A 26761-nucleotide genomic window follows, 5' to 3' on the forward strand; every position below is an offset into this window, starting at 1 on the left:
CCCCCCGCCCTTCCACCACTCGCGTGGGGGTGCCCCGCGTTCGTTTTGAATATCAGCCCGCGGGGCCCTCGCGCGGCCCCGGCCCGCCGGTCTGGGTCCATGGCGACGTCGCCTCGGGCAATCTGCTCGTCGAAGATGGCAAGCTCTGTGCGGTCGTCGATTTCGGCAGTTCGGCTATCGGCGATCCTGCCTGTGACCTGGTGATCGCGTGGACGGAATTTTACGGCGAGAGCCGTCAGGCGTTCCGCGACGCCGTTGCCCTTGACGAGCACAGCTGGGCGCGCGCACGGGGCTGGGCGTTGTGGAAGGCGCTGATCGTCGCTTCGGGACATGACGGCAACCAGCGCGAGGCGGAAAAATCGTGGCGGGTTATCAATGAGGTGCTGGCGGATCACACAAACGGTCAGAGCGGGATGGCTAATTCAGTTTGAACGCATCCCGCTCTAATAACGAAAGCATTACTGCCCGCCCATCTCCCTCCTGAACGTATCGAAATCGACCTGCATGCCGTTGAAGATGGTGCTTCAATGGCGGGTCAGCGCTGAAACGGCGACCGCCTCCTGGATCTCCTCGTCGGTGGCGCCGGCGCGCTTGGCGTCCTGCGTGTCCGACCAGATACAGTAGTTGCACGGGATTTGCGCCGCCACCGCCAGCGAGATCAGCGACTTGACCTTCGGCGGCAGCGCCGTCTTGTCGCTGAGCTGGATGGCCTTGACCTCGGCCCATGCACCGGGCAGACCGGCTTTCGGGAACTGCTTTACGAAACCGGGCACCCCGCCCATGGTCGACTGGATGTCCTTGACGGTTGCGTCATACTCATCGGCATAAGAAGGGGCTGCAGCCAGGGTCGGCACGTAGGCGGCGGCGAGCAGGCAGGCACGGCGGACGGAAGAATGCTTTGATGAACGAGTACGACAGACAGACATGATGTTCTCCTCTGGTTTTTGTTAGCCTTACGATGTAAGGTAATGTTGAAAGTGAACCTTACAGCGCAAGTTGTTAAGCGGCACCATGGACACATCGATCAAAAAGAAGCGACCCCGCGGCCGGCTGTCTCGCGAGATGATCGAGGATGCCGCTTTGAAGGTGATCGAGAGCGAGGGCCTCGCCGGTTTTTCGATGCGCAAGCTGGCGACTGCACTCGGCTGTGAAGCCATGAGCATCTATCACCACTTTCCTTCGGCGGCGCATCTCTTCGAAGCCTTGGTGGACCGGCTGATCGGCTCCATCGAAATGCCCGACGCGGATTTGCCCTGGCGGCAAAGATTGCGCAGCGCCATGCTGGATTTCCGCCGCGTCGCGCGTGAGCACCCGGCCTTTGCCACGTTCCTTGTAACCTACCGGATGAATTCGCCGACCTGTCTCACTTGGCTGAACGGCATCCTTGGCCTGTTCGAGGCCGGCGGCTTCGGACCGGAACTGGGTGCGCGGCTGTTTCGCACTACTGGCTATTATCTGATGGGTGCCATCCTCGACGAGACTGCCGGCTATGCAAAGGGGCCTTCGGGCGTGACTATCGTCAGCGATGAGCAAGTGGCGCAGGATTTTCCAAAAGTAGCTGCGGCCGGGCGTTATTTCGGCACCGCCGAATTCGACCGGACGTTTGATCTCGGCCTTGACATGCTCCTGGACGAAATGGAGCGCGCCCGCGACGGCACCAGCGCGCCGAACACCGGGTCTTGACCTCATGCGCTCTCTGTTCGCCCTGATCCTGCTCATCGGTACTGGCATCGGCGTCGTCTATCCCTGGGCGATGACCAATTTCTCCGGCCGTGAGATCGGCACCTGGCGGGTTTACGACCAGGGCCGGTTCAAGCCGGTGACGGTGGCCCTGAGCGCACGCGACGGGCCGCTACGCGTGCTGGTCGACCTTACGGCAAGAGCCGAGCGCATCGTGTCGCAGCAGCGCACCGTGTTGACCCGGACTGCCGCCCCCGGCGGCAGGACGGTGCTCGCCTCGACGCTGCAGTTCAACCATTCCGACAATCCGCGCCAGGTCAGTCCACAGCTGCCGGACAGGATCTTTCGCGACGACGCCGGCCTGATCCCGAGCGTTGCCGCCGGCCCCTACATCTTCACCGTCGGTCCGGGCGACGCCGAGGGCATTCCGATGCGGGCCGTCGACATCGTGCTGCGCTCGGCTGCCGGCGAGGTCGACCGCCGGGCGCGCCCGGTCGGTTTTTCCCTGATGGCGGCCGGCATGGTCGGGCTGGTGCTGGCATTCCGTTTCGGCGGCCGCCGGCCGGAAAATCCAAACTCACAGTCGCCACCGCCGCGCTGGGGCAGGGGCTCCAATTGAACTATCGCCACGCCTACCATGCCGGAAACTTCGCCGACGTCGTCAAGCATGTCGTGCTCAGCCGGCTGATCGAATATCTGAAACAGAAGGACAAGGCGTTTCGGGTCATCGACACCCATGCCGGGATCGGCCGTTACGATCTGTCCTCGACCGAAGCGCAAAAGACCGGCGAATGGCAAGGCGGTATCGGCCGGCTGGTCGATGCGGCCCTCGACGCCCCGGCGGCAGCACTGCTGGCGCCGTATCTTGAAGCCGTGCGTTCGCTCAATCCGGACGGCGGCGTGAAAAAATACCCGGGTTCGCCGCTGATCGCCCGGCACCTGATGCGCAAGCAGGACCGGCTGTCGGCGGTCGAACTGCACCCTAAGGATGCTGCCAGGCTGAAGGCGCTGTTCGACGGTGACTTCCAGACCCGGGTGATCGAGCTCGACGGCTGGCTGGCTCTCGGCGCGCATCTGCCGCCAAAGGAAAAGCGCGGCCTCGTGCTGATCGATCCGCCTTTCGAGGAAGAGGGCGAGTTCGGTCGCTTGGTCGACGGGCTGCAAAGAGCCCATCGGCGCTGGCCAGGAGGGATTTACGCATTGTGGTATCCACTCAAGGACCGCAAGGCGGTCGCCGCCTTCCGCAAAGCGCTGAAGCAGATAGGCATTCCGAAGCTGCTCGATATTGGTTTTGAGATCAGGCCGGCCTCCGTCGAGCCGAGCCTCGACGGCTGCGGCATGGTGGTGGTCAATCCGTCCTTCACGCTGGAAGGCGAGTTACGGACACTGCTGCCGGCGCTGCACCGGCTGCTTGCACTCGAGCAGCCGTCGCATTGGACGCTGGATTGGCTGGCGGGAGAGTAGTCAGGTTCGAATTTGGCCAATGGCTATAAGGATGCCTTGGCAAAGAACGGCAATACCCGCCATAGTAGCTGCCCAAGCGTTGAGCTTAGCTTGAAGGTCCATCTGCTTCACAATTTTGTCTGGGGGACCGCTAAGATATGCCATCGGATAGCTCGGCGGAATCCGCGCTGACCAGAACCAGAAAAAGGCTGAAGCAGCCGCAGACACAACGCCTATCATCGTCACTGCAATCTCAATGGTCATGGCCGTCCTAGCTCTCCCGTCTCATCGGTTATTGTAGGGAACTATAGCGAGTCCGTTCAAAGATAGATCTTAAAGTGGGAAACCATGGTCACTACAACCGCTTGACCGCGCGTCAGCGAATCCGCACAGTGCGCGCAGTCGACCTTGAGAGGCTGCCATGACTCGCTTCGCCCAATCCGTCCTTGCCGCACTGCTCGCCTTTTGCACGCCGCTGGCCGCACCTCTTGGCGTCACCCAGGCAGTCCAGGCGGCCGACCTTGCAATCTATACCGACGAGGATAGCGGCGTCTGCGGCGAGGCCTGGGTCCTGAACAAGATCACCGACCGCTTCTCCTATCAGGTGCATCACGTGCCGCATCTGCCCGACGTGCAGATCGTCGACTTCCAGCGTATCCACCAGCATCGCTATCTGCCGGCCGACGACACCTGGCCGATCGGCCGCCGTTATTGCGGTGCCACCGTCAGCCTCTCCGATGGCCGCGGCCGCACCATCTGGTACCTGATCGAAGAAGGCCAGGGCTTTGCCTCGATCGGCGACAATGTCGAATTCTGCGTCTCGGGCTTCGACCGCTGGATGGTCTACAACGGCCGCTGCCGCGTCCTGCGCTGATCGCGCACTCGCTGATTCCGACTTTTTAGCACCGGTCACCTGATCGACCGTCACCGCTTCCACGCGGCGCAGCATTCGCGGGAAGCGCGATCTGCTGTCACGAGTTTGCAGGGAAGCAGCATTACATGGATTCGCTTGTCTACGTTGTTGCTCTCGGCGCGGTCGTTGCAGGCTTCGTCCAGGGGCTATCAGGGTTCGCGTTCAGTCTGGTTGCCATGTCGTTTTGGGTTTGGAGCGTGGAGCCCCAGCTGGCTGCTGCCATGGCGGTCTTTGGGGCGCTCACCGGCCAGATCATCGCCGCCGTCACCGTTCGCCGGGGTTTCGACCTCAAGCTTCTGCTGCCATTCCTGATCGGGGGGATCATCGGGATTCCGGTCGGTGTCGCCATCCTGCCCTTGCTGGATGTGCAGTTGTTCAAGCTGGTCTTCGGCGCGCTGCTGGTCGTTTGGTGTCCCTTGATGCTCTTTGCGCGTCGCCTCCCTCCCATCACGGTCGGGGGTCCTGTTGCAGACGGTGCAATAGGTCTGGTCGGGGGCATCATGGGTGGACTTGGCGGCTTCACCGGCCCGGTTCCAACGCTGTGGTGCGTGCTGCGTCAATGGGAAAAGGACAGGCAGCGCATTGTCATCCAGAATTTCAACCTTGTGACCCTCTCCATGACGATGGCCGCCTATCTTGCGGCCGGAAAGATCAAGCTGGAAATGCTGCCGATGTTTGCCGTCGTCGCGCCGGCGATGTTGATACCGACACTCCTTGGCGCGAGACTCTACATCGGCATCAGCGAGGCAACTTTTCGAAAGATCGTCCTCACACTCTTGGCCGCATCAGGTGCAGCATTGTTGGCATCGTCCTTGCCGCACCTCATGAGCCGGGTTTGGATCTGACGTACAGAAATCCCCGACGTCCGCCGTAGGTCATTTGCCAATGCCGCGGCGTTGCAATTGAGCTGTCGGCAACACGACATGGTCGTGAAAAGGCGCGCCATCGGCTTGGTGTCGCCTATGACGGCACGTGCACAGTCGTGGCCTGCGCTATCGTCCGATGCGGCCCGCTCCCGATAGGTAGGCGCAGATCAGTTCAACGAGTTGCTTTTGCAGGTCCGGCGCGGCGAGCATGTTCCGGCGTGCCGCGTTGTGGATCACGCCTTCGATCGCTGACGACAGCACGCGCGCCACGGTCTCCATGTCGGCGCCTTTCCTTGGCTTGCGATAAGTGGCGACAGCAGTCGCATAGTGATTGAGGTATTGTGCCTGGAACGAAGCATGGGCGGCCCTGGAGCCGCGATCGCCCGGCGCCTCGTCGAGCAGCACCTGATGTAGTGTCGGGTGAATGCTGTGCGCCGCGATCATGCCGCGCACCAGCTCCTGCGCGAATTTCCTGAGCGGCTTTTGGTCTTCCGCCGAATCGCGAATGACCGACAGCACATGATCGAAGTGACGGCGCCGGACGGCTGCGAGCAGGGAAAGCTTGTCGGGAAAATACTGGTAGAGCGTGCCGATGCTCACACCTGCCGTCTCGGCCACCTTGTTGGTGGTGAAGCCGGCCCAGCCCAGCCCGCTCAGAACATGAGCCGCCGCCTCGATGATCGCCTCGACGGTTGCCCTGGAACGCGCCTGGCGCGGCTGCTTGCGCATGCGCGGATGCGGTTTTGCAATGCGAGTAGACACGCCCGCTCATTCTCCTGAAAATATAAACAACATACTCGCATTTCCGGAAAAGGACACCGACCATGAGTGCGCTCGCCCTGCTTCGCAGCCTGTTTGCCTATCAGGCCTGGGCCAATGACGAACTGCTGGAAAAGCTGGCGAGTGTCGACCGGCATGTTCACGGCAAGGAACGGCAGGCCGTGATACGGCTCGTCGATCACAGCCATGTGGTGTCGCGGATATTCTCGGCGCACTTGGTTGGTGCAAGCCATGGCTACTCCGCCGATACCACTGAGGACCCGCCGGCGTTCGACGAACTTCGCGCCGCGGTCGCGGCGACCGATCGCTGGTATCTCGATTATCTCGAAACCGTTTCGTCTTGGCAGCTGTCCGAGCCCGTCGCATTCGTGTTCAGCGACGGGGATAAGGCATTGATGTCGCGACAGGAAATGCTGACCCACGTCGTACTGCACGGCGGCTATCATCGCGGTGAAGCGGGGCGCATCCTGGCGCAGATTTCCGTCATGCCCCCATGGGATACCTTCGCCGTCCATCTCCACAGGGCCGAGCCTTCGCGCCGGCTGCAGATGCAGCGCGGGCCGCTCGGCGCCTGAACGGCCGAGCGCATTCGATCACGAGGTCGGCTCGACCGGATCTATCGAGCGATATCCTGTCTTTCAGAAATGCGAGCTATCTGCTTACTTTCATCGCGTAGTGCAAGATAGCGCAGCGGCGTGCTCGTCGCGTTGCTTCCTACTTACCTGTAGTTTATCGTTTCGGACAAGACGAGGCGGGCGACCGCCTTCGCTCTTGACAATGTTCGCGCTGAGCGTCGGACGTTGAAGCGCTAAGCTGGTCGAAAAGGTCCTGAGCTTGACGAGAAGACCGGTCGAGATAGAGAGACCAGAATTTCTGTCGCAGAACTTCGCTGCGGGACACAAAGATTCGCAGCCGATTTTTGCGCCGGTAAAATGGTCGCGCGCTCGCCGTAACGGAAACTTAAGCTGCAAAAATCATTCTAATGCTTCGCTGGCTAGCAAGCCGCGAGTCAGATATGCAATGCGCGCCGGGTCAATAACGGCCGTCGGCACAACGGAAGGGGCATGATATGGCTAAGCAGTCATCCAAAGCGCCGGCATCCAAGGCACCGGCAAAGTCACCGGCAAAGAAAGCACCAGCAAAAGCAGCCGCGGCAAAGACCGCAACTGCTGTGAAGAAAGCAGCACCCGCTGCCAAAGCGAAGGCCGCTGCGCCTAAGGCAAAAGCAGCGCCAGCCAAAAAGCCGGTCGCCAAGGCCGCGGCAAAACCGGCCGTGAAGAAAGCAGCACCTGCCAAGGCAAAAGCAGCACCGGCCAAGGCTGCACCGGCTAAGAAGGCGGCACCGGCCAAGAAGCCGGCTGCAAAGGCCGCGGCGAAGCCCGCTGCGAAGAAGGCAGCACCGGCAAAGGCCGCCGCTGCGAAATCTTCTGCAGCAGTGAAGAAGGCAGCGCCCGCGGCCAAGCCAAAGGCAGCGCCCGCAAAGGCGAAGGCCAAGAAGTAGTCGCCGCCCTGCTACCGCCGGGGACAGTACTCAAGACGGCCAGGGCGGGATGCCGAACAGGCGCCTCGCTTGCTGATTGACGATCGGGCAGGACGAGAAAGAGGCGGGAGGAAGACGTCTTTTCGCAGCTCCCAGGACTTCGCCATGCGGCGAAGTCCGGTGGGATTTTCGTGGCTGCCAAAGATCAACCTTCGGTGCAATGGCCGAGTTGGTAGCTGATCGGATTTGGATCGTCCGACCTGCTCGCGTCTGCCGCCACAGCTCCGGCTCATCACATCCGAAGTCGAGACTATGGTTGCACGCTGGCGGCGCGGTTTTCCGCCTCTGGCCGTTGATGAATCCTGCATGATCGGTCAACAGTGCCCACGCACGAGCCCCTGTCGGAATCGATTTTCGGTGCGGGTCATGCGCGAAGTCACAATGCTACCGCGTCCTTTGCGCGTCCAACAGGGCGTATGGAGCTGTAGCCGGCAAACAGGAATCGACAATGCCCAGACTGCTCTACGCGTCTACTTCTCCCTACAGTTCCAAGGTGCGCATGGCAGCACTTCATGCCGGCATTGCGGTCGATCTCGTGCCGATAAAGACCGAGGAAAGGCCGGCCGAACTGATCGGCGCCAATCCGCTCGGCAAGATCCCGGTGCTGGTGCTCGATGACGGACGCTCGGTCCACGACAGCCGCGCCATCACCCAGCATCTCAACCGGATGTCGAAGAACGCATTGTTTCCGCGCAATCCCGACAAGCGCCTTGAGGCGGAGGTGCTGGAGGCATTGGCCGACGGTATCTGCGACTGCGCGCTGTCGATGGTCTATGAGCGGCGCACGCGGCCGGAAGAGATGGTCTACCAGCCTTGGCTTGAGCGCCAGTGGACGAAGATTTCGGCCGCGCTCGATCTGCTCAACGCCAACCCGCCGAAGCTGCCGAAGAAAATCACCGTCGGCCAGATCGCGCTGCGCGCCTGCCTCGGTTATCTCTCGCTGCGCTTCGCCGGAAAATGGGAAAAGGGCCGCGGCCGGCTGACGCGCTGGGCGGCACGCTTCGACGAGAAATTCCCGGAGCTGAAGCCCGGCATCCCGGCTTGAGGGCGGGGATGGCGAAGCGCCGATCTCCCCTAATGCGCGTCGCCTTCGACCGGCCTCACGCGACGCACATTAGGTTTTGTTTTATGCATGTCGTTATCACAAAACCGCAGCACACTTTTACGCGACATGCATTAGCGGAGTCCTGGCCGGGGAGGCGCAACGGCTAATTTCGACATGCTGGGAGGTGAGCCGGGCGGCGAGGTTGGAATGTTGGTCCTGAGGGCATTTTGGTCGACAGACGTTCGGCCCAGTCTTATCGTGGCTTTCTCAAACGTAAGCCGATGGGGAGGGCAATTTGATACAGCGCTTGTTTGCCCTGATCATTTGTCTATCCGCGTGCACTGGCATTGGCCTTGAACTCAGCACCTTGATCAAGGGCTGCGCATCGATGCTTGGCTCGGTGTGGGTGTTGGTGGGGTATTTCACCATCCTGACCAACGGTCTTGTCGCCATTGTATTCGCAGCCATAGCGCTCCTCGGCGAGCGTTTCGACCATCCAACGCTGGTGGCGTGGACGGCTGCCGTGATGGCCCTGGTCGGGGTGATTTTCGCGGTGTTGCTCCAAGGGCTGCGCACTTTGGCCGGCGCCACCGCCGAAGCAAACTTTCTGCTCCACCAACTCAATCCTGTTCTTGTCTTATTGTTCTGGCTTCTGTTCACGCGAAAGGGGAGGCTTTCGTGGCGCGATCCGCTTCTATGGGCGCTCTATCCCCTGGCGTATCTCGCCTATGCCCTGGCTCGTGGTGTCGCTGAAGGGAAGTACGCTTACCCGTTCATAGATCTGTCCGCCAATGGCTGGGCCGGAGTCATGTCGAATGCCGCCACTATCGCCCTCGGTTTCATCGCAGCAGCCGAAGTTCTGGTCCTGGTCGACCGGATGCTGGCTCAACGCTGACCTCGAGATCACGCGTGCCTTTGCCGACAGAGCGGGCACCGGGCACAAAAAAAGCCGGGCGCGAGGCCCGGCTTTTTCGTGTCGTGGCTTGGACGACTTAGAACTTCATACCGACGCCGAAAGTGACGCGATTGTCGGTCGACTTGACCTTGCCGATACCGTCGAAGTCCTTCCTGCCGAAGTCCGTGTAACGATACTCGACACGGCCGAACACATTGTCGGTGATCTTGATGTCGGTACCCACGCCGGCTGTCCAGCCAAACTGGGTGTTGGTGTCGCTGACGCCGGCCGCTTCAATCTTCTGGTTCTTCAGCGCGCCACCGGCGGTGCCGTAGAGCAGGATATCCGGGGTGACAGCGTAGCCGAGACGGGCACGCAGCGAGCCCTCGAAGCCACCCTTGGCCTCGATGCCGGCATCGTCGCCCTTGACGCCGTTGTAGCCGATATCGGCTTCGGCACCGTAGACGAAGTTCTCCTGCTGCCAGTTATAGCCGCCGAAGACGCCGCCGACAAAACCCTTGGTGTCGACGTCGACGCCAATGTCCTTGGCTTTGGCGTGGCCGGCGAAGCCGTAGCCGACGCTCACACCGGCATAGGGACCGGCCCAGGATGCGACCGGAAGTTCCGCAATCGGGGCGGGTGCCGGCGGCTCTTCCTGAACCACGTCCGCGGCATAGGCGGTTCCGCCCAGCGCGAACAGCCCAAACGCCACCGCGAGCGGTCGCGCAAATTTAAGATTGGCTTGCATTGTTCTTTACTCCTTAAGCCACAGGACACAGGCTTGTTGTTTATGAGCGCCCTCAACCCGTCCGGGGGGTGAAACGGATCCGGCGTTCAACGGTTGCAAATGTCGTGTCCAAATGCGGCTGAAGCGAACCTGAACTTGGGTCATTCCCTGGCACGAATGAGGCAGAACCTTGACGTTGCATCTTCGCAACAGCGAATGTCAGCAGGTTCGCCGTGCTGCACTGCACACGGCTTGGTATAAGGGCTCCAGCGCCCTATATTGCGGTCGGGCTGGCCCGAATGCCGGTCGAGCCAGAACGCCCACCGGCCACTTTGCCACAATTCTGCCCCAGGTGGAAATGGGATTTAACGCTTGGCGGGCCATATTTTGCCGGCAGGATGCCGGCAGGTCGGAATCGGCATCGGATTAAGGATTGACAGATGAGCAAGGTCGCCGCGACGGCACTGGTGACGGGCGGGGCGAAGCGGATCGGCAGGGCGATCGTCGAGGACCTTGCCGCGCATGGTTTTGCCGTCGCCATCCACTGCAATCGCTCGCTGGCCGAGGCGGAGGCACTGGCGGCCGAAATCAACAATGGTCATTTTGGTCGACATGGCCGGGCCGCTGTGATTGCTGCCGACCTGACCGACATGGACGCCGTCGGCAACGTTGTCGGCCGCGCGGCGGCGGCGCTCGGGCCGGTGTCGCTGCTGGTCAACAACGCCTCGCTGTTCGAGCACGACAGCGTTGAGGATTTCGATTGGCCGGCCTGGGATCGCCATTTCGCCGTGCATGTTAAGGCGCCGGCGCTGTTGGCGCAGACTTTCGCCCGGGCCTTGCCGCAGAACAGTGAGGGGCTGATCGTCAACATGATCGATCAACGCGTCTGGCGGCCGACGCCGCGTTATTTTTCCTATGCGCTGTCGAAGTCGACCTTGTGGGCAGCGACCGAGATGATGGCCCAGGCGCTGGGTCCCCGCATCCGCGTCAACGCCATTGGTCCTGGCCCGACCTTGAAGAACACGCGCCAGCACGACAGCGATTTCGATGCCCAGATTGCCGGCCTGATCCTGAAACGCGGCCCGGAATTGCCGGAATTCGGTGCCACTATCCGCTATCTTTGGGCGGCACGCTCGGTCACCGGCCAGATGATCGCGCTTGACGGCGGCCAGCATCTTGCATGGCAGACGCCCGATGTGACAGGCATGGCGGAATGAGCCCCATGGACCAGAAACAAAAAACGCGCGGTGGCGCCGACGACCTGCCGCCCGAAATCGACCTCGAGGACGAGGCGGCCGAAGAGGTCGTCGAGCCTGCAGCCAGCGGTCCGGACGTCACCTTCACCACCATCGACTGGACCCCGCATGCCGGCGACGCCGACGGCATGGTCGGCGCCGAGGTAATCCAGACCCTGGTCAAACGGCTGCCCAATGCGCCCGGCGTCTACCGCATGATGAATGCCGCCGGCGACGTGCTCTATGTCGGCAAGGCACGCAGCCTGAAGAAGCGGGTCACCAACTACGCGCAAGGCCGGTTCCACACCAGCCGCATCGGCCGCATGGTGCGCGAGACGTCGACGATGGAGTTCGTCGTCACCCGCACCGAGATCGAAGCGCTGCTGCTTGAAGCCAACCTCATCAAGCGCTTGCGGCCACGCTTCAACGTGCTGATGCGCGACGACAAGTCGTTTCCCTATATCCTGTTGACCGGCGACCATGTCTCGCCCGGCATCTACAAGCATCGCGGCGCGCGCTCGCGCAAGGGCGACTATTTCGGCCCCTTTGCCTCAGCCGGCGCCGTCGGCCGCACCATCAACTCGCTGCAGCGCGCCTTCCTGCTCAGGAGCTGCACCAACTCCTTCTACGAGAACCGCACCCGGCCTTGCCTTCTGTTCCAGATTAAGCGCTGTGCCGGCCCGTGCACCGGCGAAATCTCGCATGTCGACTATGCAAGGCTCGTCGCCGAGGCGAAGGATTTTCTCTCCGGCCGCAGCCAGAAGGTGAAGACGGAGATCTCCGCCGCCATGCAGCAGGCTTCGGAGAACCTCGATTTCGAACGGGCCGCCATCTATCGCGACCGGCTGGCGGCGCTGTCGCATGTGCAGAGCCATCAAGGCATCAATCCGCAGACCGTCGACGAGGCCGATGTCTTCGCCATCCATCAGGAGGGCGGCCAGGTCTGCATCCAGGTGTTCTTCTTCCGCACCGGCCAGAACTGGGGCAACCGCGCCTATTTTCCCAAGGCCGATCCGGCGCTCGAAGCCGGCGAGGTGCTGGGTTCGTTCCTGGCGCAGTTCTACGACGACAAGCCGACGCCACGCACCATCCTGTTGTCGTATGGCGTCGAGGACCAGGAATTGCTGGCGGAGGCCCTCTCCACCCGCGCCGGCCGCAAGGTGTCGATCTCGGTGCCGCAGCGCGGCGAGAAGAAGGACCTGACCGACAACGCGCTGCAGAACGCGCGCGAAGCGCTCGGCCGGCGGCTCGCCGAGACCTCGACCCAGGCGCGGCTGCTCAATGGCTTGGCCGAGACCTTCGGCCTGGAAAAGCCGCCGGTGCGCATCGAGGTCTATGACAACTCGCACATCATGGGCACCAACGCCGTAGGCGCCATGGTCGTCGCCGGGCCGGAAGGTTTTGTGAAGAACCAGTATCGAAAGTTCAACATCCGCTCGACCGAGATCACGCCGGGCGACGATTTCGGCATGATGCGCGAGGTGATGCAGAGGCGCTTTTCGCGGCTGTTGAAGGAACATGGCGATGCCCCGCAAACTGAGGGCGCGGACGAGGCGAGCCCTACCGGACCGGGCGACGATATCGAGGACGCCGGCGGCTTCCCGGCCTGGCCCGACGTCATCCTCATCGACGGCGGCCAAGGGCAGATGACGGCGGTGCGCAAGATCCTCGCCGATCTCGGCATCGAGGACCGCGTCGTGGCCATCGGTATCGCCAAGGGTCAGGACCGTGACGCCGGCCGCGAACGCTTCTTCGTCAAGGGTAGGGACTCATTCTCGCTGCCCGTACGCGATCCGGTGCTCTATTTCGTCCAGCGGCTGCGCGACGAGGTCCATCGCTTCGCCATTGGTTCGCACCGCGCCCGCCGAAAAAAAGAGATGGTCAAGAGCCCGCTCGACGAGATCAGCGGCATCGGCCCCGGCCGCAAGCGCGCGCTGCTAATGCATTTCGGTACGGCCAAGGCGGTCAGCCGCGCCGCCGTCGAGGACCTGGTCAAGGTCGACGGCATTTCCGAGCAGGTGGCGAAATTGGTCTACAATCATTTTCACGAGAGCTAAGCCCTATTGCCGATATTTCGGCTGGCTAATCGATTCTGGCCTGTTGACCCCCCACATTCGCTTCTGATTTGACTAAGCAGGCAGAAAGAGTTCCCAAAACATGTCCCAGCGCGCGTTCAACCTGCCCAACATGCTCACTTACGCCCGCATCCTGGCGGTGCCGCTGGTGGTGCTGTGCTTCTTCCTGGAGGGGCATCTGAAATCGAGCGACTTCGCCCGCTGGTCGGCGCTCATCATTTTCCTGCTCGCCTCGATCACCGATTACTTCGACGGCTATCTGGCGCGCGCCTGGCAGCAGACCTCCAATATCGGCAAGATGCTCGACCCGATCGCCGACAAGCTGCTGGTCGCCACTTGCCTGCTGCTGCTTGCCGCCGACACCGATCGCCATGCCGGCATCGCCGGCTGGTCGCTGTGGGCGGCGATCATCATCCTGTGCCGCGAGATCCTGGTCTCGGGCCTGCGCGAGTATCTGGCGGCCCTGAAGGTCTCGGTGCCGGTGACGCAGCTCGCCAAATGGAAGACCACCATCCAGATGATCGCCATCGCCTTCCTGCTGGCAGGCCCCGCCGGCGACAAGATCTTCCCGCTGACCACCCAGACCGGGCTGGTGCTGCTGTGGATCGCAGCCCTGGTGACGCTCTACACCGGTTACGACTATTTCCGCGCCGGCCTCAAGCACATCATGGATGAATAAAATGTCGACGAAGCTCATCTATTTCGCCTGGGTGCGCGAGCGGATCGGCAGACCGGAGGAAGAGGTCGAACTGCCGGCCAGCATCGAAACGGTCGCCGACCTGTTGCGCTGGCTGAAATCGCGTGGCGAGGAATACGAGAACGCGCTGCAATATCCTGACGTGATCCGCGTCGCCATCAACCAGGAACATGTCGAGCACCGCGAGAAGATCGCCGGCGCGCGCGAGATCGCGCTGTTCCCGCCGATGACCGGTGGCTGAACCATGTCCGCGGTGGTGCCGGTCGTGCGCATCCAGGCGGAGGATTTCGACGTCGCCGCCGAGATCGCCAGGCTGACCAGGGGTCGCAACGATATCGGCGCTGTGGTGACCTTCTCCGGCCTTTGCCGCGACGAGCAAGGCAGGCTCTCCGCGCTCGAGCTCGAACATTATCCCGGCATGGCGGAAGCCGAGATATCCCGCATCGCCGGGGAAGCAATCGAGCGCTGGCCGCTGCAGGGGCTCACCGTCATCCATCGCCACGGCAAGATCGCGCCGGGCGAAAACATCGTGCTGGTGGTGGCCGCTTCCGCCCACCGGCAGGCGGCGTTCGAGGCCGCGAATTTCCTGATGGATTATTTGAAATCACGGGCGCCGTTCTGGAAAAAGGAACACCATAGCGACGGTTCCGAGGGCGGCTGGGTCGATGCCAAGGAGGCCGACGACAAGGCGGCGAGCCGCTGGAAACGAGACTGACCAGGCTTTCCGCGAGCCCTCAGCCTTTGTCGGTGCCGATCAAATGATCGAGCGAAATCCGGCCGGGTCCCCAGGCCATGATGCCAAGCGCCATCGCCGCCCAGGTAATGTGCAGCGGCCAGCCGTCCGGCACGGTGAGCTCGATGACCAGCGTCATCACCAGCAACCCGAATGCCGCCAGTCGCGTCGCCAGGCCGAAAACAAGGAGAACTGGCAACACGATCTCCGCTGACCCTGAGGCGAACGCCACCAGCCCAGGTGCCGGAAAATCGTAAGGGCCGCCCGGCAGATGCAATTTGAGTTCCGAGCTGAAAAGCAGCACGGCGACATCGTTCAACTGTAGAAAACCGTCCCATTTGTTGACGCCGGACCGCCAGAACGGGACGGCGAGGGCGCAGCGCAGAACAAGCTGCGTCAGAGATTGAGTCGCGATCGTGCGCAGGGCGGCATTCAGCCTTTCGACGAGAGCGGCGACCCCTCGCGGTCCGGTGCTCGCGTTCTGCCCATCGCTCATCGTGCTCACCTTTCCTGATGTGCCGTCGTGAAGGCTCCCGCTTCCAGCACGCCGGCAATGTTGGTGGAAAGCTCGAATTCGGCACTCGCCGCAAATGCCGCCGCGGCCGCTGCGCCGAGCGCCTCGCCCGCGATCAGATGCAAGACAAACACTGCGCCGCCGGGCGGCAGGTGGCGAACGAAGACCTCGAGGCCGGGCCGCGTGACCAGCGCATCTTCGGCGCCCGTTGCCCGGATCGGCCCAACAGGAGCCTCGTTCCGGTTTGCCGCGAAGACCGTGACTGCCGGGAACCGGGAGCGCGCGACCCGCGTCGCCGGATGCGGCCGCAGCACCGTATCGGCAAGCCTCTCGCAAGGGATCGACGCCAGTGCCTCAGCCGACAGCGCCTCCGCGTCGGCGGCATGATAGGCGTCGAGCCAGGCCCGCTCGATGCGCGCCACGTCGGCCAGCCACGGCATCGACTGCGCGTATTCGTAGCGCTCGATGAAATCGGGAAAGTCGCGGCCATATTCGAATAGAAGCGGCGAGGTGGGCGGCGTTTCGCGGATGTGAAATCGCGCCATCGCGCGAAAGAAATCCGGGCCGGTGATGCGCAGCGTCGCTGGAAAGCTGGCGGCCAGCGCATCGATCAGGCTGACCGTGATGTTGTTGCGGTAGACGGCATATCGCTTGACCGCAGCCTTCCCATTCGGCCCCGAGACAGAGTCAGGCGGGGCACGGTCAGGATCGAGCAAACCGGCGGTGAATGCCGCGGCATAGTCAAACCGGCGGCCGAGATCGCCCGAATGGAGCTCATCCTGCGGCATGGGCTTTTCCGAAATCGGCATGACGGTCGAGGATGGCTTGGGCGGCGGCGGCCTCCGCCTTGAGCACCGGCCACTCGGGAATGTCGCTGTCCCATTCGATCAGTGTCGGCAGTGGCCCGCATCGGCCGATGACGGTATCGAAAAGCTTCCAGACCGCGTCGGCAACCGGGCCGTCATGGCTGTCGATGAGCAGCAGGTCGCCCTCGTCGTCCTCCTGCTTGGCGTGCCCGGCCAGATGGATTTCCCCGACATGTTCGAGCGGGAAATCCGCGAGATAAGAACGTGCCGAATAGCCGTGATTGGTGGCCGAGACGAAGACGTTGTTGACGTCGAGCAGCAGGCCGCAGCCGCTACGCCGAACCAGCTCGCGGATGAAATCCGTCTCGCTCATCGTCGATTCCGGAAAAAGCACATAGGTTGAAGGATTCTCGAGCAGGATCGGGCGGCCGATCGTGCCCTGCACCTCGTCGATGTGATCAGCCACGCGCGAAACCGTTGCCGGCGTGTAGGGCAGGGGAAGCAGGTCGTTGTAATAGGTGGTGTCGTGGGTCGACCAGGCGAGATGCTCTGAAACGAGCGCCGGCTCGTAGCGATCGACCAGCGCCTTGAAACGACCGAGATGCGCCTTGTCGAGCGGCTGCGGGCCGCCGATCGACATACAGACGCCATGCAGCGAGACGGGATAATTGCGGCGGATGCGGGCGAGCGCGTCGTGCGGCGGGCCGCCGGCGCCCATGTAGTTTTCCGCATGAACCTCGAAGAAGCCGCTTTGGGGACCGTCGCCGAGGATTGCGGATAGATGCTCATGCTTGAAACTGGTGCCGGCAAGGCCGGCGACCGGGTGCGCCGGAAAGCGCGAGGTCTTCGACATGCGGGATGCTGGACGGGTCGGTCCGTTCATTGTCATCGCCACTTTCCGGGCAGGGTGCATCGCTTACGATGGGACGTCGCGGGTCAGCTCGGTGGGTGAGCCCTTGCGGCCGCCGGGTAGGTCCATCGTCGTGCAGGTGCCGCCGTCGACGAACTTCCAGGCGTTGCCTTGGTAGTCGACGGTCGAGGTACCTTGGCAGGTCGTTCCCGGGCCTGCCTTGCAGTCGTTCTGTCCCTTCAAGGCGACGCCAAAGCACTTCTCCTTGCCGGCGTCCATCGCTGCCTTGACCTGTGCCTCGGTCAGCGGCGCGGCCATCGCAAAAGAAGCAAGAGCCGTGGCAACTGCGCTGGCCAGTAAGGCCGCACTCACGGTTGATCTCGTTGACATGATTTCACCTCCGGTTGGGTTTCAGGCGCATTCTCCTCAGCGCGCATTGGTCAGTTCGGTCCGGATGCCCGCCGTGTTACGTCTGTTTGGAACACGAAATCGTGATCGCCTGAGGCTTGGCCGAGCGTGGCCCGAACAGAGCTTGCGGAGCGGCCAAGGAGGCCGACGACAAGGCGGCGCGCCGCTGGAAGCACCCGCAGGCCAAATAAATCCCTGCGACAGCCATCCCATACCCCGCCAGCCATTCATTGACCGCAATCCTGCAAGACCTTTGGCCGGAAGGGGAGCAGGATCATGCTGGACAGGATCGCCGAGTTCTTCATCTTCGGACTGGTGCCGCTGGCCGTCGGCATACTTGCCGTTCCGGATCATTCCGTGGCTGCCGAAAAGACCCTCAAGGGCGAGGTGATGTATCGCGAGCGCATTGCGCTGCCGCCCAATGCCGTGCTTTCGGTGCAGCTTGCCGACGTGTCGCTGGCCGACGCGCCGGCCGCGATCATCGGCGAGCGCAAGGTGGTGCCGGCCGGCCAGGTGCCGATCAAGTTCGAGATCAGCTTCGATCCGCGGGTGATCCGGCCTGATATGACCTACGCGCTGCAGGCGCGCATCACTGTCGATGACCGGCTGCTGTTCGTCACCGACACGCGCCATCAGGTCGACCCGCTCAGCGACGCACCACAGACCATCATGCTGAAAATGGCGGCGCCGGGCGACGAGCCGGCGGCAGCCTCCGTGTTCGGCCAAAGCTGGCTTGTCGAATACATCGACGGCATCGGCGTGATTGCCGAGCCGCGGGCGACATTTCGCATCAGCGAAGCCGGCAAGGCCGGCGGCAGCGGCCCTTGCAACGTCTATTTCGCCACCGCCAAGGTAGACGGCTCGACGATCGCCGTCACCGACATCGGCTCGACCTTCAAGGCCTGCGCGCCTCAGGTCATGGCCGAGGAAAAGGCGCTGTTCGAGGCGCTGGCCAAAGCAGCATCCTACCACGTCGACGCCGGCAAGCTTGTCATCGCCGACAAAGACGGCCGCGACATCCTGCGCTTCAACGCCGCGAGCTAGCGCTTAGTCCGCGCCGATCGGCCCGCGCGGCAGCTGCATGTCGATCACGTTGTGTTTCAGCCGGAATAAACCGGGCAGCGCGCGCGTTACGTCCTCATACGATGGCGGGTAAGGCAAAAGGGATGTTTGTCCCTTCGTTGAAGCCGCCAGAATGGCTGCGGCTCGTTCTGGCCTTAACTCAAAGGAGTCCAGACATGAAAACGCACGCGCTTATCCTTGCCGCCACCGGTGCATCGCTCCTTGCCTTCACCGGCCTTGCCAAGGCGGACGACCATCTGTTCGATGCCCTTCAGCATGGTCTCAGTCCTGACAGCCAGCCTTTCCAGACCAACAAGGCTGGTCATAGCGGCGATCTCGCGCCCGGGCAGGGCAGCCCGTTCACAGGTGAGGAGACCAAGACCCCGGCCACCGACACGGACGCGGCGAATGAACATGCGAACGTGAAGGAACGCCAGGCGAAATAGACTGCAGAACCCGCCGCCAGGGGGCGGCGGGCGAGATCTATCGGGCGACGACCGCATACACCAGGCATTCTCAATTTGTCGCGAGTTTGAATACCGCGCCATAGTGGTAGGGCGGTATGTCGACCAGCTCGGCGAGCTTGAACCCGCTCGCTTCCACCGCCGCGGTGGTCTGTTCGGGTGACAGCCTCAGCTCGGTCTTCGGTCCGCGCGGCTCGCCCAGGACCGTGGTTTGCTCGCGCGGATACTGGTGCCAGTTGACGATGGCAAAACGACCGGTAGAGCCAAGCGTCGTCCGCACGGCGCGGGCAAGGCGCGGCCGGTCCGGAACGCCATGGAAAGCGTTGGCCATGAAAACGAAGTCGACTGTTTGAGGCACCAGCCCGGCAAGCTTATAGGCGTCGCCCGCCACAAACTCGCAATTGCTCGCGCCTACTTCGGTCAGCCGCCGCCTGGCGACTTCGAGCATATCTGCATCGATGTCGATGGCGATTACATGACGCGCGACCCTGGCGATTGGCATCGTGAACCAGCCGTCGCCGCAGCAGAGATCGACCACGTCCATGCCGGGCTTTATTCCCACCGCCGTCAACACCCCGGCAGGCTCGGGCCACAGCGCTTCCCACCAGCCGCTGGTTGGCATTTCGGTGCCCTGGAAGAAGCCGGGAATGGTGCTGGTCATGGCCTGGTCGGCTCCATTGTCGGGACCGCCTTTGATCCGCCCCTCCGAGCTTAACGCACCCGTGACCCGTCGAGGAGCCTGAAGCTGAAAATGTTCGCTAACAAAAAAGGCCGGCGTTGTGCCGGCCTTTTTGATGGGGTTCGGGATGCCGGCTCAGCCGACGATCTCGGTGTCCGAGAACCAGTATTTGATCTCCTGCGCGGCGGTTTCCGGCGCATCGGAACCATGTACGGAATTCTCGCCGATCGACAGCGCGTGCAGCTTGCGGATGGTGCCTTCGGCGGCGCTTGCCGGATTGGTGGCGCCCATCACTTCGCGGTTCTTGGCAATGGCGTTCTCGCCTTCCAGTACCTGCACGATGGTCGGGCCCGACGACATGGACTCGACCAGTTCGCCGAAGAACGGACGCTCCTTGTGGACGGCATAGAAACCTTCCGCCTCGCGGCGGCTCATCCACACGCGGCGCGAAGCAACGACGCGCAGGCCGGCATCTTCCAGTATCTTGGTGATAGCGCCGGTGAGATTGCGGCGGGTCGCGTCCGGCTTGATCATGGAAAAGGTGCGTTCGAGCGCCATGGGTCGTCCTTGTGATGAGAATGGAATTGAAGGTGGCGGGCTCTATACAAGCCGCCCGCCGGCTTGCCAAGGGGAGGCGGCCGCATAGCGCGTCGCCGTCGGCCAGACCCAATGTGTCATAGCTCTATCTCGATCGTCAGGTTGGCCGTGTCGCCAGCCCCGAGGCCTTCGCGAACCCGCACCGCGGTCTTGATCGGCAAGAGCAGGCTGCCGGATTTCTTGTCGGGAAACAGTGATGTCCGCCATCTGGTCTGGCCGATGACGGCTTCCACGCCAAGCGAACCCCAGGGCCGTGCCATCTCCACCATCGCAGTCTTGATCCGGGCCCCAAGCTCCGGCGGCAGCGTCACGAAATGCCAGCCGCCCTTGCCCGGATAGACCCAGATCTCGGCCTGCATGTCGTAGCGAAACATTCTATGCCCTTCCTCAGATCAAGGCCGTCACGACTGGCTTTGCGATGCTGCCTTGTTGGCGATGCTGACGATCGGCGAAACCATCCATGATATCCACAGCCCTGCAGGGGAAAGCCATTCTTCCCTGCAACGAGGATGGCAGCGCCGCCATTCCACTACCGCCTTGTCACGATAGACGGCCGCCGGGTTTCCCAGCCTTCCCGTTCCAGTTCCGGCACGCTGTGGTTCTCGCTGGGGTAGCCGATGCAGAAGTAACCGATCAGCGTCCACTCCGGCGGCACGTCCAGGATCGTCGCCATCTCGGCCGGATCAAGGATCGAGACCCAGCCCATGCCTATTCCTTCGGCGCGCGCCGCCAGCCACATCGTGTGGACCGCCATGACAGCGGAATAGTCTATGCTGGCTGGCATGGTCAGGCGGCCGAGCCCATGCCCTTGCGAGGTTGTACGGTCGGCGAAAACCGCAAGCTGGCAGGGCGCCTCATTCAGGCCGGCAAGCTTCAGGCGCCCATAGAGCGCGGCGCGTTCACCGCAAAAATTTGCGAGTGCCTCCGTGTTGCAGCGCTCGAAGCAAGCCCTGACGGCGGCGCGGCATACTTCGCTCTCGACGACGACGAAGCGCCAGGGCTGGCTCAGCCCGACGGACGGCGCGGCGCTGGCAAGCTCGAGCAGCCGCTCCAGCGCCCCTTCGGGGAGCGGCGTCGGCTTGAACCGCCTGACGTCGCGCCGCCACAGGAAAAGATTGGCGAGCCCGGCGCGAAAGTCGGCCGGGAACTCTGGGTTTGCGGTCATGGCGCGCTGCCTTTGTTGTGGTTGCCCGGTTCGCCGGACTTTCGTCTTGTTTGCTTCGATCCGGGCAGTGATGAGGCGCCTCAAGCGACACTTCGTCTATCCGCATTGTCGCATTTCGCCGGGCGGCTATTCCAGCTGAGGCCGGGCGACGTCGCCGCGATCTACGCCGTTGGACCTCGATCGGCAAACAAAACCCGCCTCGGCAAGCCGGGCGGGTCGTCGGTACGAATCAGCACCATACCCAAATTAGTAGCATAGCTGCCGGCACAAAGCAAGAACAAAATGTGGCGTTGCCGATGAAACTGCCGATTTCACCCCTCAAGCGGGGCGATCGCTGCCGGCGCGACCGTTCGGCCGAGGCCGCCATGCAGATCGAGGCATTGTTCGAACCATTGCGCCACGACGTCGCTGTCGTCGAGCAGCCGGTAGGGCGTGGCGATGCGCGCCCATTGCAGCGCGCCGAAAACGATGTAGTCGGCAAATAGCGGCGACGGGCCACCGATGAAGGGCTGATAGCCAAGCATCGAGCGGAGCGGCTCCAGCGAGGCGCGGAAGCCGGCGAGCCCAGCGTCGCGTGTGGCATATACCGCCTCCAGGCGCTTGCCGAAGCGCTGCGCGGTTCTGCCGGAAATAGGCGGCATTCGCCTCGTCCTGCATGGCGTGCAGGTCCAGTATCGCAGCGGTGGTGACGTAGGGATGGATGGTCAGCTGCGACCAGCGTTCGATGAAGCGCGCCATCGCCTTGCCGCCGTCGCCGGAAAACAATGTCGGCCGCTCGGGATAGGTCTCTTCGAGATAGAGCGCGATGGCGAAGGAATCGGTGACCACCGTCTCGCCGTCGCGGATCACCGGAACGAGCTTCGAGACGCCGCCTTCCACCTTCGGCACTTCGAGGAAACGGGTCGGCACGCTGGTGATGTCGAGCCCTTTGTGGGCCAGCGCCATCGCCGCCTTCCAGCAATGTGGGCTAAACGGGCGGGCGGCGTCGCGTCCGACAAGGTCATAGAGCAGAATGGTCATTGGCGGCAGCGTCCTTGCAGTCTAACTATGCCCGAAACAGACCCGCGCGACACAGGGTCTCGCAGGTCGAGAGAAGAATGAAACAGCATTTCAGGATGTTTGCGGCCTACAATCAATGGGCCAACGGCCGCATCTACGATGCCGCCGCCGATCTCGACGAGGAAGAGTTCGACCGCAATATCGGCGTCTTCTTCGCATCGATGATGGGAACGCTCAATCACCTCCTGGCAGCCGACCGTATCTGGATGAAACGCTTCACCGGCGAGGGCGACGCGCCGGCAAGGCTCGACACGATCCTGCACCGCGCTTTGCCCGGCTTGCGGCTGGCGCGCGAGGCCGAGGACAAACGGATCATCGACTGGGTCGACGGCCTGAGCGACAAGGCGCTGTCGGGCCGCTTCTCCTACATGACCGTCTCGGATATGCGCACCGTCTCGCAGCGGCTGGCGCCGGCGCTCGACCACTTCTTCAACCACCAGACCCACCACCGCGGCCAGGCGCATGCGATCCTGACCATTCTGGGCAAGCCAAGCCTCGGACTGGATCTGACGATGTTCCAGCGCAGCGAGGAGGGCAGAGCATTCGCCTGAACCTGGGGCGGCTGGGGAAGCGGTGGATAGGGGACGATCTGCCGAGATTGCAAAACGCGCCAAAACATTTTATGGAGCGCACGGTCGTGAGGGCGGCCGCTTCAGCGGCATTCAGCAGCAACAGCGAGAATTGGCACGCATGCCCAATGAACCCTTGCGCCTCGTGGCGTTCTTCGCCGTGGTCCTGGCGCTCCTCAACTCCGGTTATTATTTCCACCAGGGCGACATTGTCGCGACCATCTATTTCATGATCGGCGCCATTCTTGTGACTGCGGTGACCCGGATGAGCATCAGAAGGCAGCTGATTTAGGATCGATCTTCGTATCTGGCCGCCATCTCGACGGCTGGTTCGCTTCGATTGCGATCGAATTGAAAGCAAAGTCTTAGGACTTCGTTTGCGCTGTTGCTTCAAGGTGGCCGGCTGAAGCAGGAGCAAAAAAATGCGGATCGATTTGTCCCCGACGAGCTGGGGCAGGGTCGTGGCGGTTACCGTCGCTGGCACCGTGGTCTGCATTGCAGCCGCGTTCTTCGTCGATTCCTTCAATTTCCCGTATTTGTCGCCGGAAGCGCTGTGGCGGGCGCAGCTCACCGACCTGCTGCTGCCGCTTGTGCTGGCCGGCTCGTTCTTCTTTTTCCTGATGTGGAAAATGCGCCAGCTGGCCATCGCGCAGAAGGCACTGGCCATCGTCGCGGCGACCGACAGCCTGACGGCGGTGTTCAACCGGGGTGCGTTTTCGATGCTCGTCGAAGCCTATCTCGAACAGGCCCGCAGCCATTCCGTCGTCAATGCCGGCGCCTTGTTGATCGTCGATGCCGACCATTTCAAATCGGTCAACGACCGCCTCGGCCACGACTGCGGAGACCAGGCGCTCAAGCTGATCGCCAGGACGATCCAGGGCCAGCTGCGCGGCGCCGATATCGTCGGCCGGATCGGCGGCGAGGAATTTGCGGTTTTCCTTCCCGGCGCAGATCCTTCGCAGTCCTGGCTGGTGGCCGAGGCAATCCGCCGCCACATTCGCGAGGCGGAGTTCTCGCCTGGCGGCCGATCGTGTCCTCTCTCGGTCAGCATCGGCGGCGTCGCCTTCAGCGGGCCGACCGCCTACGCCGAAATATTCGTGGTTGCGGACAAGCACCTTTACAGGGCCAAATCGAACGGCCGCGATCAAGTCAGCTTCGAAGCCGCGCTACCGGGCAACCCGCCGGGCGGTCGCCTAATGACGGTCCATTGACGGTCGTTTCTGTCAGGCGGCGTACCCGCCATGGCCCCGGGCAACGGGTTTGACAGACACCGCCGGCTGAGCGGCCGGCCAGAGAACGCCTGCCGTCACGGCAAAGGTGATCAGGGCGTCGCGTGCCGCTTCGGCCGAGATCTCGCCTGCACGTGCCGCCTCGCAGGCCTTTACCGCGGCGCCATAGCTCAGCCGCCGGCGCGAAGGCGGGAATTCAGTCAGGAATTCGTGCATCTCGGAGAACGAAGCGATCGTACGCTTGTAGCCTGCGCCAACGGTTAGGGCGACCGGGGTGGAAAACGTCCTGTCGTGCATTCTGGCCTCTCGAATGGGCGGAGGTCACGGCGGACGCCGTTCTCCGGTCTGGGGGTCGGGCAGAAACGCGGATCACGGCGCGAGGTTCCATGTTGCCGGGATTGTTTTTTCGCCGGGTCTGGGAGCGGTCGCCGGGCGAGCGGCGCCAGCGGCGAGGCGGGTGCCTATTTCCACATGCCACGCATGCGGGCGCCGAGGTCGACACGCACCTGCGGCTGGCGGCGCGGATCGTCCGGGGCCTGGACGCTTGCCCATGCCACCTGCTCGAAGGCGCCTAGGATTGAGCGCGGAATGAAGCGCGTGCGCGAGGCATAGACATGGCGGTCGCCGCGCGCCGCCTGGCCGTGGACGAAAAAGCGATGCGGCATGACCAGGTGCAGCCTGTCCTTGGCCCGCGTCATCGCCACATAGAGCAGCCGCCGTTCCTCGTCTATGTCCTCCTTGCTGCCGACGCCGAGATCGATCGGGATGCAGCCGTCGACGGTGTTGAGCACGAAGACGTTTTTCCACTCCTGGCCCTTGGCCGAATGGATCGTCGACAGGATCAGATAATCCTCGTCGCGGTGCGGCGGGCCGGCCTCGTCGCTGGTGGCGTCCGGCGGATCGAGCGTCAGCTCGGTGAGAAAGCGCTCGCGCGACGCATAGCCGGAAGCGATCTGCTCGAGCTGCAGGAGATCGGCGCGGCGCGTCGTCGCATCCTCGTGGATGCGTTCCAGATGCGGCTCGTACCAGAGCCTGACCTGCTCGATGTCGGCCGGCCATTTTTGCGCGCCGGCGCGCAGGCCGCAATAGAGCGCGACAAAGCCCGGCCAGTCGTCGGCGGCACGCTGCGGCGGCCGGTAACGGGCGAGCCCCATCGTCTCGTCGAGCGAATTTGCCATGGTCTCGACGATCGCATTGGCGGCCGAAGGGCCGATGCCGGGCAGAAGTTGCAGCACGCGAAAGCCGGCGACGCGGTCGCGCGGGTTTTCGGCAAAGCGCAGCACGGCCAGCACGTCCTTGACGTGAGCTGCATCGAGAAATTTCAGCCCGCCGAACTTGACGAAGGGGATGTTGCGGCGCGTCAGCTCGATCTCTAGCGGGCCACTATGGTGCGAAGCGCGAAACAGCACGGCCTGTGCTTTGAGAACGGTGCCGGCCTCGCGTTCGGTGAGTATCGCCTGGCAGACATAGCTCGCCTGCTCGGTCTCGTCGCGCACGCTCACCAGCTTCGGCTTTTCCGCCGATTTGCGCTCGGACCAGAGATTTTTGGTGAAACGCTCCGACGCTTCGCCGATCACAGCATTGGCGGCCGCCAGGATCGTCTCGGTCGAGCGGTAGTTGCGCTCCAGCATGACGACCTCCGCCGGCTGCGCGAACTGCTTGGGAAAATCCAGGATATTGCGCACTTCAGCGGCGCGGAACGAATAGATCGACTGCGCGTCGTCGCCGACCACCGTCAGCCCCGATCCGTCGGGCTTCAGCGCCGTCAGGATCGATGCCTGCAGCCGGTTGGTGTCCTGGTATTCGTCGACCAGCACGTGGTCGAAACGCGCACCCAGATGCGCGGCGATTTCCGGCTCGCCGGCCATCTGCGCCCAGTAGAGCAGCAGGTCGTCGTAATCGAGCACGTTCTGCGCCTGCTTGGCCTCGACATATCGGGCGAACAATTGTTTCAACTGCTCGGCCCAGCCGGCGCACCACGGGAACACCGAACCCAGTACCTCGCCGAGCGGCACCTGTGCATTGACGGCACGCGAATAGATCGCAAGGCAGGTGCCCTTGGTCGGGAAGCGGGCTTCGGTCTTCGAAAACCCAAGCTCGTGGCGGGCGAGATTCATCAGGTCGGCGGAATCCTCGCGGTCGTGGATGGTGAAGGCCGGATCGAGACCGATCTCCAGCGCATAATCGCGCAGCAGCCTGGCGCCGATGCCGTGGAACGTGCCGGCCCAGCTCAGCGCATCGGTGATGACAGAGGCATCACGCCCCAGCACCTCGCCGGCGATGCGCTCGACCCGCTTGGCCATTTCCGCTGCGGCACGGCGCGAAAATGTCATCAAAAGGATGCGGCGGGGGTCGGCACCCCTGACGATCAGATGCGCGACCCGGTGCGCAAGTGTGTTGGTCTTGCCGGAGCCGGCGCCGGCAATGACCAGCAACGGTCCGGCGATCTTGCCGTCGCCATGTTCGACGGCAAGCCTCTGCTCGGCGTTGAGCTTTGCCAGATAGGCCGGCTGGAAGGACGAATCACGGGCGGCGAGGTTCATCGCCCATCAAGCATCGTTTCTGCTTTGTTCGCAACGGTTTGCGGAGCCGGAATAGGGCTCGTGAGCGAAGAAGCCTTGCGGGCAGGCCCGTCGACTAGAGTCTTTCACGTTTTGACGGAAGCGTATCCGGCGTTTGCGAAGTAGTTCTTGCATTCGCCGGGTTCGATCGTCGCAACGAGGTGGCCGA

At 62.9% G+C, this 26761-nt stretch carries 34 protein-coding genes and 1 pseudogene; 19 read left to right on the forward strand and 16 right to left on the reverse strand.

The features are described 5' to 3' along the window. A partial coding sequence (locus NKJ40_RS28855) for a phosphotransferase (RefSeq protein WP_352468962.1) occupies window positions 1-431 on the forward strand: 431 nt, incomplete at its 5' end. A 93-nt stretch (window positions 432-524) separates the two neighbouring features. Here NKJ40_RS28855 and NKJ40_RS28860 read toward each other — a convergent pair. Next, window positions 525-926: a carboxymuconolactone decarboxylase family protein gene (locus NKJ40_RS28860; RefSeq protein ID WP_352468963.1), complete on the reverse strand. Its 402-nt coding sequence runs from the start codon at window positions 924-926 to the stop codon at window positions 525-527. An 85-nt stretch (window positions 927-1011) separates the two neighbouring features. Between NKJ40_RS28860 and NKJ40_RS28865 the strand changes: the two genes are divergently transcribed. From NKJ40_RS28865 to NKJ40_RS28875, 3 genes are read left to right on the forward strand one after another with little or no spacing between them, the layout of a single operon-like run. Continuing rightward, the gene (locus tag NKJ40_RS28865) at window positions 1012-1683 is read left to right on the forward strand and encodes a TetR/AcrR family transcriptional regulator (RefSeq protein ID WP_352468964.1); all 672 of its coding nucleotides are present in this window, start codon (window positions 1012-1014) and stop codon (window positions 1681-1683) included. A gap of 4 nt (window positions 1684-1687) precedes the next feature. Then, window positions 1688-2299: a hypothetical protein gene (locus NKJ40_RS28870; protein ID WP_352468965.1), complete on the forward strand. Its 612-nt coding sequence runs from the start codon at window positions 1688-1690 to the stop codon at window positions 2297-2299. Beyond that, on the forward strand, window positions 2296-3144 hold the full coding sequence (locus NKJ40_RS28875) for a 23S rRNA (adenine(2030)-N(6))-methyltransferase RlmJ (RefSeq protein ID WP_352468966.1): 849 nt from the start codon (window positions 2296-2298) through the stop codon (window positions 3142-3144). Before NKJ40_RS28870 ends, NKJ40_RS28875 begins: the two co-directional genes overlap by 4 nt. Here the strand turns inward: NKJ40_RS28875 and NKJ40_RS28880 are convergent, their stop codons facing one another. Then, a complete protein-coding gene (locus NKJ40_RS28880; protein ID WP_352468967.1) occupies window positions 3145-3387 on the reverse strand; it encodes a hypothetical protein in 243 nt (80 codons plus the stop codon). A gap of 157 nt (window positions 3388-3544) precedes the next feature. Here NKJ40_RS28880 and NKJ40_RS28885 point away from each other — a divergent pair, with 157 nt between their 5' ends. Both NKJ40_RS28885 and NKJ40_RS28890 read left to right on the forward strand, forming a co-directional pair. Beyond that, window positions 3545-3997 carry a hypothetical protein gene (locus NKJ40_RS28885; protein ID WP_352468968.1) on the forward strand — a complete coding sequence of 151 codons (453 nt, stop codon included), beginning with the start codon at window positions 3545-3547 and terminating at the stop codon, window positions 3995-3997. Between the two features lie 125 nt (window positions 3998-4122). After that, window positions 4123-4881: a sulfite exporter TauE/SafE family protein gene (locus tag NKJ40_RS28890; RefSeq protein ID WP_352468969.1), complete on the forward strand. Its 759-nt coding sequence runs from the start codon at window positions 4123-4125 to the stop codon at window positions 4879-4881. 147 nt (window positions 4882-5028) lie between these two features. Here the strand turns inward: NKJ40_RS28890 and NKJ40_RS28895 are convergent, their stop codons facing one another. Beyond that, window positions 5029-5664 carry a TetR/AcrR family transcriptional regulator gene (locus NKJ40_RS28895; RefSeq protein WP_352468970.1) on the reverse strand — a complete coding sequence of 212 codons (636 nt, stop codon included), beginning with the start codon at window positions 5662-5664 and terminating at the stop codon, window positions 5029-5031. 62 nt (window positions 5665-5726) lie between these two features. Here NKJ40_RS28895 and NKJ40_RS28900 point away from each other — a divergent pair, with 62 nt between their 5' ends. Next, a complete protein-coding gene (locus NKJ40_RS28900) occupies window positions 5727-6257 on the forward strand; it encodes a DinB family protein (protein WP_352468971.1) in 531 nt (176 codons plus the stop codon). Between the two features lie 457 nt (window positions 6258-6714). Here NKJ40_RS28900 and NKJ40_RS28905 read toward each other — a convergent pair whose 3' ends face one another. Beyond that, a complete protein-coding gene (locus NKJ40_RS28905) occupies window positions 6715-7176 on the reverse strand; it encodes a hypothetical protein (RefSeq protein WP_292662348.1) in 462 nt (153 codons plus the stop codon). Between the two features lie 494 nt (window positions 7177-7670). On the opposite strand from NKJ40_RS28905, the gene NKJ40_RS28910 reads away from it, so the two are divergent. Together NKJ40_RS28910 and NKJ40_RS28915 are read left to right on the forward strand one after the other, a co-directional pair. Beyond that, on the forward strand, window positions 7671-8267 hold the full coding sequence (locus NKJ40_RS28910) for a glutathione S-transferase family protein (RefSeq protein WP_292662345.1): 597 nt from the start codon (window positions 7671-7673) through the stop codon (window positions 8265-8267). Window positions 8268-8574: 307 nt separating this feature from the next. Then, window positions 8575-9162, forward strand: a complete 588-nt coding sequence (locus NKJ40_RS28915) for a Pr6Pr family membrane protein (RefSeq protein ID WP_352468972.1) — start codon at window positions 8575-8577, stop codon at window positions 9160-9162. 97 nt (window positions 9163-9259) lie between these two features. On the opposite strand, the gene NKJ40_RS28920 is transcribed toward NKJ40_RS28915, so the two are convergent. Further along, complete coding sequence (locus NKJ40_RS28920; protein ID WP_292662341.1) at window positions 9260-9910, reverse strand: outer membrane protein; 651 nt, start codon at window positions 9908-9910, stop codon at window positions 9260-9262. A 419-nt stretch (window positions 9911-10329) separates the two neighbouring features. Between NKJ40_RS28920 and NKJ40_RS28925 the strand changes: the two genes are divergently transcribed. The 5 genes from NKJ40_RS28925 (at window position 10330) to NKJ40_RS28945 (ending at window position 14611) form a co-directional block, all read left to right on the forward strand. Next, the gene (locus tag NKJ40_RS28925; RefSeq protein WP_352468973.1) at window positions 10330-11106 is read left to right on the forward strand and encodes an SDR family oxidoreductase; all 777 of its coding nucleotides are present in this window, start codon (window positions 10330-10332) and stop codon (window positions 11104-11106) included. Further along, window positions 11103-13181 carry an excinuclease ABC subunit UvrC gene (gene uvrC / locus NKJ40_RS28930; RefSeq protein WP_352468974.1) on the forward strand — a complete coding sequence of 693 codons (2079 nt, stop codon included), beginning with the start codon at window positions 11103-11105 and terminating at the stop codon, window positions 13179-13181. The genes NKJ40_RS28925 and uvrC overlap by 4 nt, the downstream gene beginning before the upstream one ends. A 100-nt stretch (window positions 13182-13281) precedes the next feature. Next, the gene (pgsA, locus tag NKJ40_RS28935; protein WP_023719790.1) at window positions 13282-13878 is read left to right on the forward strand and encodes a CDP-diacylglycerol--glycerol-3-phosphate 3-phosphatidyltransferase; all 597 of its coding nucleotides are present in this window, start codon (window positions 13282-13284) and stop codon (window positions 13876-13878) included. A 1-nt stretch (window position 13879) separates the two neighbouring features. Further along, window positions 13880-14137, forward strand: coding sequence for a molybdopterin converting factor subunit 1 (gene moaD, locus NKJ40_RS28940; protein WP_352468975.1), 258 nt, complete (start codon window positions 13880-13882; stop codon window positions 14135-14137). 3 nt (window positions 14138-14140) lie between these two features. Next, complete coding sequence (locus NKJ40_RS28945; RefSeq protein ID WP_352468976.1) at window positions 14141-14611, forward strand: molybdenum cofactor biosynthesis protein MoaE; 471 nt, start codon at window positions 14141-14143, stop codon at window positions 14609-14611. Window positions 14612-14630: 19 nt separating this feature from the next. On the opposite strand, the gene NKJ40_RS28950 is transcribed toward NKJ40_RS28945, so the two are convergent. Genes NKJ40_RS28950 through NKJ40_RS28965 form a run of 4 tightly spaced genes read right to left on the reverse strand, consistent with a single transcriptional unit; the run spans window position 14631 to window position 17189 of the window. Beyond that, the gene (locus NKJ40_RS28950) at window positions 14631-15125 is read right to left on the reverse strand and encodes a DoxX family protein (protein WP_352468977.1); all 495 of its coding nucleotides are present in this window, start codon (window positions 15123-15125) and stop codon (window positions 14631-14633) included. Between the two features lie 5 nt (window positions 15126-15130). Next, the gene (locus NKJ40_RS28955) at window positions 15131-15931 is read right to left on the reverse strand and encodes an HvfC/BufC family peptide modification chaperone (RefSeq protein WP_352468978.1); all 801 of its coding nucleotides are present in this window, start codon (window positions 15929-15931) and stop codon (window positions 15131-15133) included. Further along, complete coding sequence (bufB, locus tag NKJ40_RS28960) at window positions 15918-16832, reverse strand: MNIO family bufferin maturase (RefSeq protein WP_502903777.1); 915 nt, start codon at window positions 16830-16832, stop codon at window positions 15918-15920. Before bufB ends, NKJ40_RS28955 begins: the two co-directional genes overlap by 14 nt. Window positions 16833-16865: 33 nt before the next feature. Further along, on the reverse strand, window positions 16866-17189 hold the full coding sequence (locus tag NKJ40_RS28965) for a BufA1 family periplasmic bufferin-type metallophore (RefSeq protein WP_352468980.1): 324 nt from the start codon (window positions 17187-17189) through the stop codon (window positions 16866-16868). A 294-nt stretch (window positions 17190-17483) separates the two neighbouring features. On the opposite strand from NKJ40_RS28965, the gene NKJ40_RS28970 reads away from it, so the two are divergent. Both NKJ40_RS28970 and NKJ40_RS28975 read left to right on the forward strand, forming a co-directional pair. Next, window positions 17484-18251, forward strand: a complete 768-nt coding sequence (locus NKJ40_RS28970) for a YbaY family lipoprotein (RefSeq protein WP_352468981.1) — start codon at window positions 17484-17486, stop codon at window positions 18249-18251. Between the two features lie 194 nt (window positions 18252-18445). Next, window positions 18446-18715: a hypothetical protein gene (locus tag NKJ40_RS28975; RefSeq protein WP_352468982.1), complete on the forward strand. Its 270-nt coding sequence runs from the start codon at window positions 18446-18448 to the stop codon at window positions 18713-18715. Window positions 18716-18785: 70 nt separating this feature from the next. On the opposite strand, the gene NKJ40_RS28980 is transcribed toward NKJ40_RS28975, so the two are convergent. The 5 genes and pseudogenes from NKJ40_RS28980 to NKJ40_RS29000 all read right to left on the reverse strand — a co-directional run bounded on the left by NKJ40_RS28980 (window position 18786) and on the right by NKJ40_RS29000 (window position 22194). Further along, a complete protein-coding gene (locus NKJ40_RS28980; protein ID WP_352468983.1) occupies window positions 18786-19394 on the reverse strand; it encodes a class I SAM-dependent methyltransferase in 609 nt (202 codons plus the stop codon). Window positions 19395-19547: 153 nt separating this feature from the next. After that, window positions 19548-19970 carry a nucleoside-diphosphate kinase gene (ndk, locus tag NKJ40_RS28985; protein WP_023719783.1) on the reverse strand — a complete coding sequence of 141 codons (423 nt, stop codon included), beginning with the start codon at window positions 19968-19970 and terminating at the stop codon, window positions 19548-19550. Window positions 19971-20086: 116 nt separating this feature from the next. Then, window positions 20087-20383, reverse strand: coding sequence for a DUF1905 domain-containing protein (locus NKJ40_RS28990; protein WP_352468984.1), 297 nt, complete (start codon window positions 20381-20383; stop codon window positions 20087-20089). A 155-nt stretch (window positions 20384-20538) separates the two neighbouring features. After that, window positions 20539-21174, reverse strand: coding sequence for a 5,6-dimethylbenzimidazole synthase (gene bluB / locus NKJ40_RS28995; RefSeq protein ID WP_352468985.1), 636 nt, complete (start codon window positions 21172-21174; stop codon window positions 20539-20541). A gap of 311 nt (window positions 21175-21485) precedes the next feature. Continuing rightward, window positions 21486-22194 (reverse strand): annotated as a pseudogene (locus NKJ40_RS29000) (glutathione S-transferase family protein). 77 nt (window positions 22195-22271) lie between these two features. Here NKJ40_RS29000 and NKJ40_RS29005 point away from each other — a divergent pair. The 3 genes from NKJ40_RS29005 (at window position 22272) to NKJ40_RS29015 (ending at window position 24013) form a co-directional block, all read left to right on the forward strand. After that, window positions 22272-22784, forward strand: coding sequence for a DinB family protein (locus tag NKJ40_RS29005; RefSeq protein WP_023719779.1), 513 nt, complete (start codon window positions 22272-22274; stop codon window positions 22782-22784). 22 nt (window positions 22785-22806) lie between these two features. Then, window positions 22807-23094, forward strand: a complete 288-nt coding sequence (locus NKJ40_RS29010; RefSeq protein ID WP_352468986.1) for a DNA alkylation repair protein — start codon at window positions 22807-22809, stop codon at window positions 23092-23094. A gap of 130 nt (window positions 23095-23224) precedes the next feature. Then, the gene (locus tag NKJ40_RS29015) at window positions 23225-24013 is read left to right on the forward strand and encodes a GGDEF domain-containing protein (protein WP_352468987.1); all 789 of its coding nucleotides are present in this window, start codon (window positions 23225-23227) and stop codon (window positions 24011-24013) included. Window positions 24014-24025: 12 nt separating this feature from the next. On the opposite strand, the gene NKJ40_RS29020 is transcribed toward NKJ40_RS29015, so the two are convergent. After that, complete coding sequence (locus NKJ40_RS29020) at window positions 24026-24328, reverse strand: DUF982 domain-containing protein (protein ID WP_352468988.1); 303 nt, start codon at window positions 24326-24328, stop codon at window positions 24026-24028. A gap of 164 nt (window positions 24329-24492) precedes the next feature. Then, a complete protein-coding gene (locus NKJ40_RS29025; protein ID WP_352468989.1) occupies window positions 24493-26574 on the reverse strand; it encodes an ATP-dependent helicase in 2082 nt (693 codons plus the stop codon). Window positions 26575-26761 lie beyond the last annotated feature (187 nt).

The organism is Mesorhizobium sp. M0119 (assembly GCF_040322615.1).
GTDB lineage: Bacteria > Pseudomonadota > Alphaproteobacteria > Rhizobiales > Rhizobiaceae > Mesorhizobium.